The organism is Variovorax xiamenensis (genome assembly GCF_050916385.1).
Taxonomy (GTDB): Bacteria; Pseudomonadota; Gammaproteobacteria; order Burkholderiales; family Burkholderiaceae_C; genus Variovorax.
In genome coordinates, this window is the sequence record NZ_CP139038.1 from 1,211,923 (window position 1) to 1,225,691 (window position 13,769).

Genomic DNA, 13,769 nt, shown 5'->3' on the forward strand with positions numbered 1-13,769 from the left:
AGAGGCGCGGCGAGGGCGGGCATGCGCTGAAGATAATCGAAACATGATCGCGCTCGACTGCTACTACAGCCTCTCCTCCCCCTGGGCCTACCTCGGCGGCCCGCAACTTCAAGACATCGTGCGCCGCCACCACGTGCGGCTCACGCTCAAGCCTTACGACTTCCAGGCAGTGGTGCCGCAGACCGGCGGCATTCCGCTGAAGACGCGCCCCGAGCCGCGCCGCACGTACCACGCACTCGAGCTCGCGCGCTGGAGCGACTACCTCGGCATGCCGATGAACCTCGAGCCCGCGCACTACCCGAAGGGCGCGCCCACCGATCCGAACTGGAACAAGTACCCGGGCTGGATGGTGATCGCTGCACAACTGAAGGGCCTCGACGCGCAACCGCTGTCGCAAGCGCTGCTTCGCGCGCTGTGGGCCGAGGAGCGCGACACCTCGAAGGCCGAGGTGCGCATCGCCGTGGCCGACGAGAACGGCTACGACGGCGCCTCGCTGCAGGCAATGGAACAGTCGGCCGAGGTGCTGGCCGTGTACCGCGCCAACAGCGCCGAAGCGGTGGAGGCGGGCGTGTTCGGTGCGCCGACCTTCATCCTGAACGGCGAGCGCTTCTGGGGGCAGGACCGGCTCGCGTTCCTCGACCGGGCGCTGGACAAGTTGCGCGCGGCGGGCTGAGCGCCCTGACGGTCACAGGGCCGAGCGCGGCAGCAGCGCCGGTATCAGCGTGCGGTTCATCCGCTCGCGCCACCAGCGCAGCGCCTGTCCCTGTGCACCGGTCTTCCAGGCCAGCCAGAAGGCTTCGGGAGCACGCGGCTCCTCGGTGGGCAGCTCGACCAGCGTGCCGCGCTTCAACTCGTCCGTGATGCAGGCGCGCGGCAAAAAGCCGTGGCCCAGGCCGGCCACCTGGCAGGCGATCTTCGCGGGCATCGAGGGCACGGTGATGCGCGGCTGGCCGGCCAGCAGGCCGACGGTGCGCTCCGACAGCGTGCGTGCGCTGTCGCCCACCACGATGGCGTTGCACTCCAGCAGGTCGCCGCGCTGCAGCGGGCGGCCGAGCCGCGTGAGCGGGTGCGTGGGCGCCACGCAGAAGGCGAAGTCGAGGCTGCCCACGGTCACGGCCTGGTAGCCGCCGCCGGCCGGGCCGTCGCCGGCGGCGATGACGATGTCGGCGCGGCCCTCGCGCAAAGCTTCCCAGCTGCCGGTGAGCGCCTCGCAGCCGATGCGCAGCCGCGTGCCGCAGCGCAGGTCTTCGAAGGCGCGGATGTCGCCGATGAGGGCCTGCGTGGGAATGAGCGAGTCGTGCACGAGGCGGATCTCCGACTCGTAGCCGGTGGCGATCTGGCGCATGCGCGATTCGAGGTCGCTCGCGGCGCCGAGCAGCCAGCGGCCTTCCTTGAGCATTTCTTCCCCGGCGGCGGTGAGGCTCACGCGCGGACCGTTGCGCTCGAAGATCAGCATGCCGAGCTGCTCCTCCAGCTTGCCCACGGCGTAGGAAATGGTGGAGGGCACCTTGTTCAGATGCGAGGCGGCTGCGGCGAAGGAGCCGTGGCGCGCGATGGCATCGACGATCTCGATGGCTTCCAGGCTGAGCTTGAGCATGCGATGGCCCGTGGAGGGTGGAAAATCTATGTTCGAAAAATTCGAACGTTGAATATGAAAAGTTTCGTCGATGACGGCCTCTGGGCCCACGATGATTCGTTCCATGCCAAGGAGATTTCTCTCCGGAAGCGATTGTGAATCAGATCGAACATTCAACCAACCCATAGGAGTTTTTCACATGTCCATCAAAGCCACCCCCACCGCCGGCGCCAAGCTGCTCACCCCCACCGACCACACGCTGGTGATGATCGACTTCCAGTCGCAGATGGCCTTCGCCACGCACTCCATCGACGCCGTGAACCTGCGCAACAACGCCGCGCTGGTGGCGCAGGCGGCGGCCGGTTTCGGCGTGTCGACCATCCTCACGACGGTGGCCGAGAAGAGCTTCTCGGGCCCGATGTTCAGCGAGATCACCGACGCCTTCCCGGGCCAGAAGATGCTGGACCGCACCTCGATGAACACCTGGGAAGACGCCGCCGTGATCGAGCGCGTGAACCAGATCGGCAAGCCGCGCATCGTGCTGGCGGGCCTGTGGACCAGCGTGTGCATCGTCGGCCCGGCGCTGTCGGCGCTGGACCAGGGCTTCGAGGTGTACGTGATTGCCGACGCCTGCGGCGACGTGTCGACCGAGGCGCACAACCGCGCGATGGAACGCATGGTGCAGGCCGGCGCGCAGCCGATGACCTCGCTGCAATACCTGCTCGAGCTGCAGCGCGACTGGGCCCGCGGCGAGACCTACGAGCTGACCACCGGCATCGCGAAGAAGGTGGGCGGCGCCTACGGCCTGGGCGTGACCTACGCCAAGACCATGTTCGGCGCGCACGAGGGTTGATCGACAACACCGAGGCCGACGAGATCATGAAGCCCTATGTCCTGTCGCTCGCGCTCGGCCTCCTGGTCGGCGTGATCTACGCACTCTTCCAGGTGCGCTCGCCGGCGCCGCCGGTCATCGCCCTGGTGGGGCTTCTCGGGATCCTGCTCGGCGAGCAGATCCCGCCGCTCATCAAGAGCGTGATCAAGCCCGACGCGGTGGCCACCTCGTGGCTGCACCACCAGGTCAAGCCGCATGTGTTCGGCGAACTGCCGAAGTGCGCGCAGCCGGCGGGCGCGAACACCGCCGAGGCCCCGTCCTCCGGAAGGCGCGACGCATGAACCCGTCCGCAGACCCCAGCCGCCGGCGCCTCCTCGGAGCGCTCGGCGCCACCCTCGCAGCCCCCGGCCTCGCGGTCGCCTCTCTTTCCAGCAACATGACCAACACCGAAACCCCCGACCTGATCCTGCACAACGGCCGCTTCACCACGCTGGACCGCGCCAACCCGGTGGCCGACGCCGTGGCCATCAAGGACGGTCGCTTCACCCGCGTCGGCCGCGCCGAAGACGTGCTGCCGCTGGCCGGCGGCGCCACCCGCGTGATCGACCTGCAGGGCAAGCGCGTGCTGCCGGGGCTGATCGACAATCACCTGCACATCATCCGCGGCGGCCTGAACTTCAACATGGAGCTGCGCTGGGACGGCGTGCGCAGCCTGGCCGACGCCATGAACATGCTCAAGCGCCAGGTGGCCATCACCCCCGCGCCGCAGTGGGTGCGCGTGGTGGGCGGCTTCACCGAGCACCAGTTCGTGGAAAAGCGCCTGCCGAGCATCGAGGAACTGAACGCGGTGGCGCCCGACACGCCGGTCTTCATCCTGCATTTGTACGACCGCGCGCTGCTCAACGGCGCCGCGATGCGCGCCGTGGGCTACACCAAGGACACGCCCGCGCCTCCCGGCGGCGAGATCGTGCGCGACAGCGCCGGCAACCCCACGGGCCTGCTGCTGGCCAAGCCCAACGCGGCCATCCTCTACGCCACGCTGGCCAAGGGCCCGAAGCTGCCCTTCGACTACCAGCTCAATTCCACGCGCCACTTCATGCGCGAGCTCAACCGCCTGGGCGTGACCGGCGCCATCGACGCGGGCGGCGGCAACCAGAACTACCCCGACGACTACGAAGTGATCCAGAAGCTCGCCGACGACGGCCAGCTCACGATCCGCCTGGCCTACAACCTGTTCACGCAGAAGCCCAAGCAGGAAAAGGAAGACTTCCTGAACTGGACCGCCAACTCCAAATACAAGCAGGGCGACGACTACTTCCGCCACAACGGCGCGGGCGAGATGCTGGTGTTCTCGGCCGCCGACTTCGAGGACTTCCGCCAGCCGCGCCCCGAGATGGCGCCCGAGATGGAAGGCGACCTGGAAGGCGTGGTGCGCATCCTGGCGCAGAACCGCTGGCCCTGGCGCATGCACGCCACCTACGACGAGACCATCAGCCGCTCGCTCGACGTGTTCGAGAAGGTCAACAAAGATACGCCGCTGGCCGGCCTGAACTGGTTCTTCGACCATGCCGAGACCATCTCCGAGAAGTCGATGGACCGCATCGCCGCGCTGGGCGGCGGCGTGGCGGTTCAGCACCGCATGGCCTACCAGGGCGAATACTTCGTGGAGCGCTACGGCGCCGCCGCTGCAGAGGCCACGCCGCCGGTCAAGCGCATGCTGGAGCGCGGCCTGAAGGTCTCGGCCGGCACCGACGCCACCCGCGTGGCCTCGTACAACCCGTGGGTGTCGCTGTCTTGGCTGGTCACGGGCAAGACGGTGGGCGGCCTGCAGATCACGCCGCAGCGCAACCTGCTCGACCGCGAACAGGCGCTGCGCATGTGGACCGAGAACGTCACCTGGTTCTCGAACGAGGAGGGCAAGAAGGGCCGCATCCAGGCCGGCCAGCTCGCCGACCTCGTGGTGCCCGACCGCGACTTCTTCGCCTGCCCCGAATCGGACATCGCCGACACGACCGCGCTGCTGACGATGGTGGGCGGCAAGGTGGTCTACGGCGCCGGTGCCTTCGCCTCGCACGACGAGGGCTCGGTGCCCCCGGCCATGCCCGACTGGTCGCCCGCGCGCACCTTCGGCGGCTATGCCGGCTGGGCCGACAAGAAGGAAGGCGCGCCGCTTCAGAAGGTGATGCGCAACGCTGCGATGTCCTGCGGCTGCGCCAACAACTGCAACGTGCACGGCCACAGCCACGCCACGGCCTGGAGCAGCAAGCTGCCCGTTGGCGACCTGAAGAGCTTCTGGGGCGCGCTCGGCTGCGCCTGCTGGGCGGTGTGAGGAAGATGACGATGCGCTGGACAACCACCCCCCTGCTGCGCTGGATCGCCCTGTTGCTGCTGTGCGCGGCCTATCTGCAGGGCGGCCTGCAGAAGGCCTTCGACTTCCCGGCGGCCATTGCCGAGATGAACCACTTCGGCCTCTCGCCCGCCGTCCCGCTGGCGATCGCTGTGATCGTGCTGGAGCTTGGCGCCGCCGCGATGATCCTCACCGGTCGCCTGCGCTGGCTCGGCGCGCTGGCCCTGGCCGGCTTCACGCTGATGGCGACTTTCGTGGCGCTGCGCTTCTGGCAGATGCCCGTCGGGCAGGAGCGCTTCATGGCGGCAAACTCCTTCTTCGAACACCTGGGGCTGGTCGGCGGCTTCCTGCTTGTCGCCTGGCTCGACCTGAAGGAGCGTGCACATGTCTGATACCTCGCACGGCGCAACAGCGTCGGCTCCGCAACCCGGTGCCTTCGCGCCGCTTCGCCAGCCGGTCTTCGCGGTGCTGTGGGCGGCCACGGTACTCGGCAACATCGGCAGCTTCATGCGTGACGTGGCCAGCTCATGGCTGGTGACGGACCTGTCGGCCAGCCCGACGGCGGTGGCGCTGATCCAGACGGCGGCCACGCTGCCGATCTTCCTGCTGGCCATTCCGGCCGGCGTGCTGTCGGACATCCTCGACCGGCGGCGCTTCCTGATCTTCGTTCAGCTGGTGCTGGCGGCGGTGAGCGGCACGCTGCTGGTGCTCTCGCACACCGGTGCGCTCACGGTGGAATACCTGATCGCGCTGACCTTCGTGGGCGGCATCGGCGCGGCGCTGATGGGGCCGACCTGGCAGTCGATCGTGCCGGAGCTGGTGCCGCGTTCCGACCTGAAGGGCGCCGTGGCGCTGAACTCGCTGGGCATCAACATCGCGCGCTCCATCGGGCCGGCCGCTGGCGGGCTCATCCTGGCGAGCTTCGGCGCGGCGGCCACCTACGGCGTCGACGTGCTGAGCTATGTGTTCGTGATCGCGGCGCTGCTGTGGTGGAAGCGCCCGCCGGCGGGGGACACCGCGCTTTCGGAGAACTTCCTGGGCGCCTTCCGTGCCGGCATGCGCTACACCCGCGCCAGCAAGGAGCTGCATGTGGTGCTGCTGCGCGCGGCGGTGTTCTTCCTGTTCGCCAGCTCGGTGTGGGCGCTGCTGCCGCTGGTGGCGCGCCAGATGCTCGACGGCAGTGCCGGCTTCTACGGCGTGCTGCTTGGCGCGGTGGGCGCCGGCGCCATCGGCGGTGCGCTGGTGATGCCCCGGTTGCGCGCCCGGCTCGATGCCGACGGAATGATGCTTCTGGCCTCGTTGCTCACTGCCGCGGTGATGGGCGCCCTGGTCTTCGCGCCGCCCAAGTGGCTGGCCGTGGCACTGCTGCTGGTGCTGGGCCTGGGCTGGATCGTGGCGCTGACCACGCTCAACAGCGTGGCGCAGTCGATCCTGCCGAACTGGGTGCGCGGACGCGGCCTGGCCGTGTACCTGACGGTGTTCAACGGCGCGATGGCCGCCGGCAGCCTGGGCTGGGGCCTGGTGGCGCAGCAGATCGGCGTGCCGATGACGCTGGTGGCCGGCGCCGTGGGGCTGGTGGTGGCGGGCCTGGTCTTCCACCGCGTGCGGCTGCCGGCCGGCGAGGCCGACCTGCAGGCATCGAACCACTGGCCGGAGCCGCTGCTGGCCGAGCCGGTGGCGCACGACCGCGGGCCGGTGATGATCCAGGTGGAGTACCGCATCCGCAAGGAGGACCGCCCTGCGTTCCTGGATGCGATGAAGCGCCTGTCCCTGGAGCGCCGCCGCGATGGCGCCTACGCCTGGGGCGTGCACGAGCACACGGCCGACCCGGAGCGGGTGATGGAGTGGTTCCTCGTCGAGTCGTGGGCGGAGCACTTGCGCCAGCACCATCGGGTGTCGCATGCCGACGCCGACCTGCAGAGCGACGTGCTGCGCTTTCACATCGGGCCGGACAAGCCCGAGGTGCATCACTTTCTTGCGCTCTGATTTTTTCCGGCGGCTGCCGCCGGACTTCGAGGAAAGACTCCCTTTCCTCCCTTCTTTCCCTTCACCTGACTTCACTGAAAACCATGACAACTCTCACACTGCGCGACGGCACCGAGCTCTACTACAAGGACTGGGGCTCGGGCCAGCCCATTCTCTTCAGCCACGGTTGGCCGCTCAGCGCCGACATGTGGGATGCCCAGATGCTGTTCTTCGCGGAACGCGGCTACCGCGTGATCGCGTTCGACCGGCGCGGCTTCGGCCGCTCGAGCCAGCCGTGGACGGGCTATGACTACGACACCTTCGCCGACGACATCGCCGAGCTGATCGAGAAGCTCGACCTGAAGGACGTGATCCTCGCGGGCTTCTCGATGGGCGGCGGCGATGTGACGCGCTACATCGCGCGCAAGGGCAGCGCTCGCGTGACCAGGCTCGCGCTCATCAGCGCCGTGACGCCGTTGTTCATGAAGACGGCCGACCACCCGGTGGGCCCCGACGCCTCGCTGTTCGCGGGCATTCGCGCCGGTCTGGCCGCCGATCGCCCGCAGTTCCTCGACGACTTCAGCACGCTCTTCTACGGCACCAATCGCCCCGGCGCCAAGGTGTCGCAGGGCGTCTTCAAGCAGACCCTGCAGATCGCTCTGCAGGCCTCGATCAAGGCCACCATCGACTGCGTGACCGCGTTCTCGGAAACCGACTTCCGCCCCGACATGGCCAGGATCGACGTGCCCACGCTCGTGATCCACGGCGACGACGACCAGGTCGTGCCCTTCGAGGCCACCGGCAAGCTCGCGGCCGAGATGATCAAGGGCAGCCAGCTCAAGGTCTACGCAGGCGCGCCGCACGCCACCTGCACCACCCACAAGGACCAGGTGAATGCCGACCTGCTGGCGTTCATCCAGGGCTGATCGTCCGTGGCGTCCGCGGCGCATGCGCGGACGCCTCCTTCCCCACCCGAGACCATCTTCATGACCACGCCTCCTTCCCCCGTCGTCCAGGACAATCCGTCGAAGCACCGTTTCGAGTTCGCATCGCAAGGCGAACGCGCGGTTGCGATCTACAGCCTTGCGGGCGACGTCATCACCTTCGTCCACACCCTGGTGCCCGAGGCGCTGCAAGGGCAGGGCGTCGCCAGGCAACTGGTGCTCGCGGGCCTGGCCTCCGCTCGCGAGCGCGGCCTGCGCGTCGTTCCGCAGTGCCCCGTGTTCGCCGCCTACATGCGCACGCACCCCGAAACGCACGACCTGCTGTCCGACGAAGGCCGCGCGCTGCTCGGTCTCTGAGGCGCCCGGCTTCCCGGCGCCGCAGGGGAGGGCTTGGGCCCATGGTCGCCAGGGGCGATGGCCGTGGCGATAATCCCGGGATGCGAATCCGCTTTACCAAGATGCAGGGAGCCGGCAACGATTTCGTCGTGCTGGACGAAACGCGCGGCACGCTGGGCCTCAGCGCCGCGCAATACCGCTTTCTGGCCGACCGCCACTTCGGCGTCGGCGCCGACCAGATCCTCACGGTGCGGCCTTCGCCTGCCGAGGGCATCGACTTCCAGTACGTGATCCACAACTCCGACGGCGGCGAGGTGGAGCAGTGCGGCAACGGCGCGCGCTGCTTCATGCGCTTCGTGAGCGAACACCACCTGACCGAGAAGAAGCAGGTGCGTGTGCAGACCCTCTCCGGCGTCATCGAACCCCGCATGGGCGGCGACGGCCGCGTGACGGTCGACATGGGCGCCCCCATTTTCGAACCCGCGCGCGTGCCCTTCGACCCCGCCGGGCTCGATCCGCAGCCCGAAGGCGGCTGGCACAAGTGGCACCTGGCGCTGGGCACCCGCGCCGGCAGCGCTATCGTTTCAGTAGCTGTGCTCTCGATGGGCAACCCGCACGCCGTGCAGGTGGTGGACAACGTCGACACCGCCCCGGTGGCCGAGCAGGGCCCGCAGATCGAGCACCACCCGCGTTTTCCGCAGCGGGTGAATGCCGGGTTCATGCAGGTTGTCGATCGTTCCAACATCAGGCTGCGGGTGTTCGAGCGCGGCGCCGGCGAAACGCTGGCCTGCGGCACCGGTGCCTGCGCGGCGGTGGTGGCGGGCATCCGCCTCGGGCTGCTGGAGCGCCGCGTGGATGTGCAGACGCACGGCGGCGTGCTGACGATCGAGTGGCAGGGGGAGGGCCAGCCGGTGCTGATGACCGGGCCGGCCGTCACGGTCTTCGAGGGAGACATCGAGGTGCCGGAGCTGCCATGACCAACTTCACGAGCAACAACAACGACGCCAACGCCATGAACCCGATCACCGAAGACGACATCGCCAACTACCTGGCGAACACGCCCGACTTCTTCGAGCGCCATGCCCAGCTGCTGGCGCAGGTGCAGCTCACCAGCCCGCACGGCAACCGCGCCGTGAGCCTGCAGGAGCGCCAGGCCGAGATGCTGCGCGAGAAGATCAAGGCGCTGGAGCATCGCCTGATGGACATGATGCGCCACGGCACCGAGAACGTCGTGATCGCCGACCGCCTGCAGCGCTGGACCACCGGCCTCCTGACCACGCGCGACCCGCGCAGCCTGCCGTACCGCATCGCGGTCGACCTGCAGTCGCTCTTCCTGGTGCCGCAGACGGCCATCAAGGTGTGGGACTGCGGCAGCGAGTACCTCAACGAGGCCTACGCCCAGTGGGTGAGCGACGACGTGAAGGCGCTGGCCACCTCGCTGACCTCGCCCTACTGCGGGCTCAATTCGGGCTTCGAGGCCTCCAGCTGGCTGCCCGAGCCGCAGGCCGCGATGTCGATCGCGCTGATTCCGCTGCGTCCCGGCCCCGAGTCGCCGGCCTTCGGCCTGCTGGTGCTGGCCTCGCCCGACGCGCAGCGCTTCAACGCCGAGATGGGCACCGATTTCCTGGAGCGCATCGCCGAGCTGTCCTCGGGCGCGCTTTCGCGGCTGCGTCCTTGAAACGTCCGCGCTGGTTGCGGCGGCCCTGGCAGGTCGTGCTGGCCTGCGGGCTGGCGGTTGTGATTCTGGCGTACGTGGTTGCCTGGGCGGTGGCCTGGTATCGCGCCGAGGAGCTGCTGGCGAACCCGCCGCAACGCCCGGCCGACGCTGCGCTGATCCTGGGTAGCCGGGCCTACCTGCATGGCAAGCCGAACCCCTGTCTCACGGGACGGGTAGACACGGGCATCGCGCTGGCGCAGGCCGGCGTCGTCAGGCAGCTCGTGTTCACCGGCGGCGTCGACTCGGAAGACGGGCGCATCGAGGCCGAAGTCATGCTTCAGCATGCGATGGCCGAGGGTTTCACCGGTCCGATGCTGCTCGAGCGGGCTTCGACGTCCACGCGCCTGAACCTGGCGCTCTCGACGCCGGTCCTGCAATTGGCGGGTGTCCGAAGCGTGGTGATCGTGTCGGAGCCTTATCACCTGTGGCGTACCGAGCGGCTGGTGAAGATGAGCGGCTTCGACAAGAACTTCGATGTCCAGTACGCCGCGGCGCCCACCTCCTGCTGGCGCACCTGGGGCATGGTGTTCAAGGGCGCGTTGCGCGAGCCGGCGGCCATCATCAACAATGCCGGGCATGGGTATCTCTTCTGACCCGGCTGCATCCGCTCCGTCGACTTCCCCGGACTGGATCGAAAAATACCTGGAGCACGTGCGCGTCGAGCGCCGGCTCGCGGCGCGCACGGTCGAGCTCTATGCCTTCCACCTGCAATCCCTGCGCGAGCACGCCGACGAGGCGAAGCTGCCGCTGGACCGCGTGCAGACCGCCCACATCCGCCGCTGGATGGCGCAGCTTCACAGCGCCGGGCGCGAGCCGCGCGGCATCGCGCTGGTGTTGTCGTGCTGGCGCAGCTTCTATCGCTGGCTGGGGCATGAGGGGCTGATCGGCTTCAACCCGGTGCAGGACGTGCACGCGCCGAAGGCCGGCAGGCCGCTGCCCAAGGCGCTGGGCGTCGACGACGCGGTGCGGCTCGCCGAGCTGTACGACCCCGAGGCCGACCCGTGGACCGAGGCGCGCGACGGCGCCATCGTCGAGGTGCTCTACGGCTGCGGCCTGCGCGTGAGCGAGCTCACGGGGCTCGACGCGCAGGCGAGCAACACGGCGCGCGGCTGGATCGATCTCGATGCGCTGGAGGCCAGCGTGCTCGGCAAGGGCAGCAAGCGCCGCATCGTGCCCATGGGCAGCAAGGCGGCCGAGGCGGTGCGCGACTGGCTCGCGGTGCGCGACGACTGCCCCGGGCTGACCACGGCCCGGCTGCGCGACCCCCAGGCGGCCGGCGCGCTCTTCATCAGCGCCAAGGGCATGCGGATGTCGTCGCAGGCGGTGTGGAAGCTGCTGCGCGAGCGCAGCCTGAAGGCCGGCCTCGCGGCGCCGGTGCATCCGCACATGCTGCGCCATTCGTTCGCGAGCCACGTGCTGCAGTCGAGCAGCGACCTGCGCGCGGTGCAGGAACTGCTGGGCCACGCCAACATCGCGACCACGCAGGTCTATACGCGGCTGGATTTCCAGCACCTGGCCAAGGTGTACGACGCGGCGCATCCGCGTGCGAAGGCCAAGCCCGAGAACAACAAGTAAGCAAACGGAAAAAATGAAAACCCTTCGCCTCAAGCCCGGCAAGGAGCGCTCGCTGCAGCGCCGCCATCCCTGGGTGTTCGAATCCGCCATCGCGCGCGGCGGCGCCGATTCCGGCGAGACGGTGCGTGTCGAGTCGCACGACGGCTCCTTTCTCGCATGGGCCGCCTTCAGTCCGCTTTCCAAGATCCGCGCGCGGGCCTGGAGCTTCGTCGAGACGCAGCGCATCGACGCGGCCTTCCTCGCCTCGCTGTGCGCCCGCGCCGTGGGCGCGCGGGGCCTCTTCGACCTGCAGAGCGACGGTGTGCGGCTGGTGCATGGCGAGGCCGACGGGCTGCCCGGGCTGATCGTCGACCGCTATGGCGACACGCTGGTGGCGCAGTTTCTCTCGGCCGGCGTGGAGCGCTGGAAGGGCGTGCTGGCCGATGCGCTGCTCAAGGCCACGGGCCTGACAAAGCTCTACGAGCGCTCCGACGCCAGCGGCCGCGAGCGCGAGGGCCTGAAGCCGGTCACCGGCTGGTTGCGCGGGGAGGGGCCGACCGAAATCGTCATCCGCGAGCACGGCTGGAAGCTGTCGCTCGACGTCGCCACCGGCCACAAGACCGGCTTCTACCTCGACCAGCGCGACAGCCGCCAGCGCTTTGCCGAGCTGGCGCAGCACCGGCGCTTCAGGCGCGTGCTGAACTGCTTCTGCTACACGGGCGGGTTCACGGTGGCGGCGCTGGCGGGGCTCAAGGCCGCGGGTGTGCTCGAGGGCGCGCAGCTGGTGTCGGTCGATTCCTCGCTGCCGGCGCTGGAGCGGGCGCGCGGGCATCTGGCGCTCAACGGCTTCGAGGGGCAGGGCATCGAGACCGAGTTCCTCGACGCCAACGTCAACACCGTGCTGCGCGAGTTCATCGACCAGGGCCGTACCTTCGACGCCATCGTGCTCGATCCGCCCAAGTTCGCGCCCACGGTGGCGCATGCAGAGCGCGCCTCGCGGGCCTACAAGGACATCAACCGGCTGGCGCTCAAGATCCTGGAGCCGGGCGGCGTGCTGCTGACCTTCTCGTGCTCGGGCGGCATCAGCGCCGACCTGTTCCACAAGATCGTGGCCTCGGCGGGGCTCGACGCGGGCGTGGACGGCTACATCGCCGAGCGGCTGGGCGCGGCGCCCGACCATCCGATGACCATCGAATTCCCGGAAGGGGAGTACCTGAAGGGCCTGGTGGTGGTCAGGAAGCCAGCCTGAAGAGAGACAAAAGGCAAGAAGGGCGGGGCTTGACCCTGCCGCCAACGCAACTCAGTGGCATTGGCTAAACTGCCGGGCCGCGCCTCCCACGGCCCCCATTTCCTGTTTTCCGCTTCCGGAGCACTTTCCCCATGGCCCTCATTCCCGCGACCATCCTCACCGGCTTTCTCGGCTCGGGCAAGACCACGCTGCTCAAACGCATCCTGACCGAGGCCCACGGCCAGAAGATCGCGGTCATCGAGAACGAGTTCGGCGAAGAGAACATCGACAGCGACATTCTCGTGACCGAGTCGAAGGAGCAGATCGTGCAGATGAGCAACGGCTGTGTCTGCTGCACCATCCGCGAAGACCTGCGTGAGGCGCTGCAACTGCTGGCCGCCAAGAAGCGCCAGGGCCTGCTCGATTTCGACCGCGTGGTGATCGAGACCACCGGCCTGGCCGACCCCGGCCCCGTGGCCCAGACCTTCTTCATGGACGACGAGATCGCCGAGAGCTACCTGCTCGACTCGATCCTCACGCTGGTCGACGCCAAGCACGCGCCGCAGCAGCTCAACGACCGTCAGGAAGCACGCCGCCAGGTGGGCTTTGCCGACCAGATCTTCATCAGCAAGAGCGACCTGGTCGCGGCCGAGGAGACCGACGCGCTGATCCACCGCCTGAAGCACATGAACCCGCGCGCGCCGCAGCAGAAGGTGCATTTCGGCGAGGTGCCGCTGAAGGACGTGTTCGACCTGCGCGGCTTCAACCTGAACGCCAAGCTCGACATCGACCCCGACTTCCTGAAGGAAGACGACCACGACCATCACGACCATGACCACGCGCATGGCGAGCATTGCGACCATCCGTCGCACAAGCACGAAGGCCATGGCCACCATCACCACGTGGACGACGACGTCAAGAGCTTCGTCTACAAGGCCGACCGTCCGTTCGACCCGGCCAAGCTGGAAGACTTCCTGGGCGCGATCGTCAACATCTACGGTCCGCGCATGCTGCGCTACAAGGGCGTGCTGAACATGAAGGGCACCGAGCGCAAGGTGATCTTCCAGGGCGTGCACCAGCTGATGGGCAGCGACCTGGGCCCCGAGTGGGGCAAGGACGAGGCGCGCCAGAGCCGCATGGTGTTCATCGGCATCGAACTGCCGCGCGAGATCCTGGAGCAGGGGCTGGAGCAGTGCCTGGTCTGAGCCCGGACTGAAGGTTTCCTGAAAAAAACGGCGCTGGCCTCATGGGCCAGCGCCGTTTTTCCTTG

The 13,769-nt window shown here is 68.4% G+C and carries 15 protein-coding genes; 14 read left to right on the forward strand and 1 reads right to left on the reverse strand.

Annotated elements, in window-relative coordinates; all coding sequences use genetic code 11:
• The first annotated feature begins 43 nt into the window (after positions 1-43).
• A complete protein-coding gene (locus SFB74_RS05230) occupies positions 44-673 on the forward strand; it encodes a 2-hydroxychromene-2-carboxylate isomerase (RefSeq protein WP_432729710.1) in 630 nt (209 codons plus the stop codon).
• Between the two features lie 12 nt (positions 674-685).
• Here SFB74_RS05230 and SFB74_RS05235 read toward each other — a convergent pair whose 3' ends face one another.
• Complete coding sequence (locus SFB74_RS05235; RefSeq protein ID WP_432729711.1) at positions 686-1,597, reverse strand: LysR family transcriptional regulator; 912 nt, start codon at positions 1,595-1,597, stop codon at positions 686-688.
• A gap of 178 nt (positions 1,598-1,775) precedes the next feature.
• Here SFB74_RS05235 and SFB74_RS05240 point away from each other — a divergent pair, with 178 nt between their 5' ends.
• From SFB74_RS05240 to SFB74_RS05300, 13 genes are all read left to right on the forward strand, one after another.
• On the forward strand, positions 1,776-2,429 hold the full coding sequence (locus SFB74_RS05240) for a hydrolase (RefSeq protein ID WP_126469587.1): 654 nt from the start codon (positions 1,776-1,778) through the stop codon (positions 2,427-2,429).
• Between the two features lie 26 nt (positions 2,430-2,455).
• Positions 2,456-2,749, forward strand: coding sequence for a DUF1427 family protein (locus tag SFB74_RS05245; RefSeq protein WP_126469589.1), 294 nt, complete (start codon positions 2,456-2,458; stop codon positions 2,747-2,749).
• Between the two features lie 95 nt (positions 2,750-2,844).
• Positions 2,845-4,737, forward strand: coding sequence for an amidohydrolase (locus tag SFB74_RS05250; protein ID WP_432731882.1), 1,893 nt, complete (start codon positions 2,845-2,847; stop codon positions 4,735-4,737).
• Between the two features lie 11 nt (positions 4,738-4,748).
• Positions 4,749-5,147 carry a DoxX family protein gene (locus SFB74_RS05255; RefSeq protein ID WP_432729712.1) on the forward strand — a complete coding sequence of 133 codons (399 nt, stop codon included), beginning with the start codon at positions 4,749-4,751 and terminating at the stop codon, positions 5,145-5,147.
• Complete coding sequence (locus tag SFB74_RS05260) at positions 5,140-6,741, forward strand: MFS transporter (RefSeq protein ID WP_432729713.1); 1,602 nt, start codon at positions 5,140-5,142, stop codon at positions 6,739-6,741. The genes SFB74_RS05255 and SFB74_RS05260 overlap by 8 nt, the downstream gene beginning before the upstream one ends.
• A gap of 83 nt (positions 6,742-6,824) precedes the next feature.
• Positions 6,825-7,646, forward strand: a complete 822-nt coding sequence (locus tag SFB74_RS05265; protein WP_432729714.1) for an alpha/beta fold hydrolase — start codon at positions 6,825-6,827, stop codon at positions 7,644-7,646.
• A gap of 60 nt (positions 7,647-7,706) precedes the next feature.
• Positions 7,707-8,021 carry a GNAT family N-acetyltransferase gene (locus tag SFB74_RS05270; RefSeq protein ID WP_432729715.1) on the forward strand — a complete coding sequence of 105 codons (315 nt, stop codon included), beginning with the start codon at positions 7,707-7,709 and terminating at the stop codon, positions 8,019-8,021.
• 80 nt (positions 8,022-8,101) lie between these two features.
• Positions 8,102-8,977 (forward strand): diaminopimelate epimerase, encoded by an 876-nt coding sequence (gene dapF, locus SFB74_RS05275; protein WP_432729716.1) that lies wholly within the window; start codon positions 8,102-8,104, stop codon positions 8,975-8,977.
• Positions 8,974-9,678: a DUF484 family protein gene (locus SFB74_RS05280; protein WP_432729717.1), complete on the forward strand. Its 705-nt coding sequence runs from the start codon at positions 8,974-8,976 to the stop codon at positions 9,676-9,678. The genes dapF and SFB74_RS05280 overlap by 4 nt, the downstream gene beginning before the upstream one ends.
• On the forward strand, positions 9,675-10,310 hold the full coding sequence (locus tag SFB74_RS05285; protein WP_432729718.1) for a YdcF family protein: 636 nt from the start codon (positions 9,675-9,677) through the stop codon (positions 10,308-10,310). The genes SFB74_RS05280 and SFB74_RS05285 overlap by 4 nt, the downstream gene beginning before the upstream one ends.
• Positions 10,294-11,292 carry a tyrosine recombinase XerC gene (locus SFB74_RS05290; RefSeq protein WP_432729719.1) on the forward strand — a complete coding sequence of 333 codons (999 nt, stop codon included), beginning with the start codon at positions 10,294-10,296 and terminating at the stop codon, positions 11,290-11,292. Before SFB74_RS05285 ends, SFB74_RS05290 begins: the two co-directional genes overlap by 17 nt.
• Positions 11,293-11,305: 13 nt before the next feature.
• Positions 11,306-12,520 (forward strand): class I SAM-dependent rRNA methyltransferase, encoded by a 1,215-nt coding sequence (locus SFB74_RS05295; RefSeq protein ID WP_432729720.1) that lies wholly within the window; start codon positions 11,306-11,308, stop codon positions 12,518-12,520.
• Between the two features lie 131 nt (positions 12,521-12,651).
• Entirely contained in the window at positions 12,652-13,704 is a 1,053-nt protein-coding gene (locus SFB74_RS05300; protein ID WP_432729721.1) for a CobW family GTP-binding protein, read from the forward strand.
• Positions 13,705-13,769: the final 65 nt, after the last annotated feature.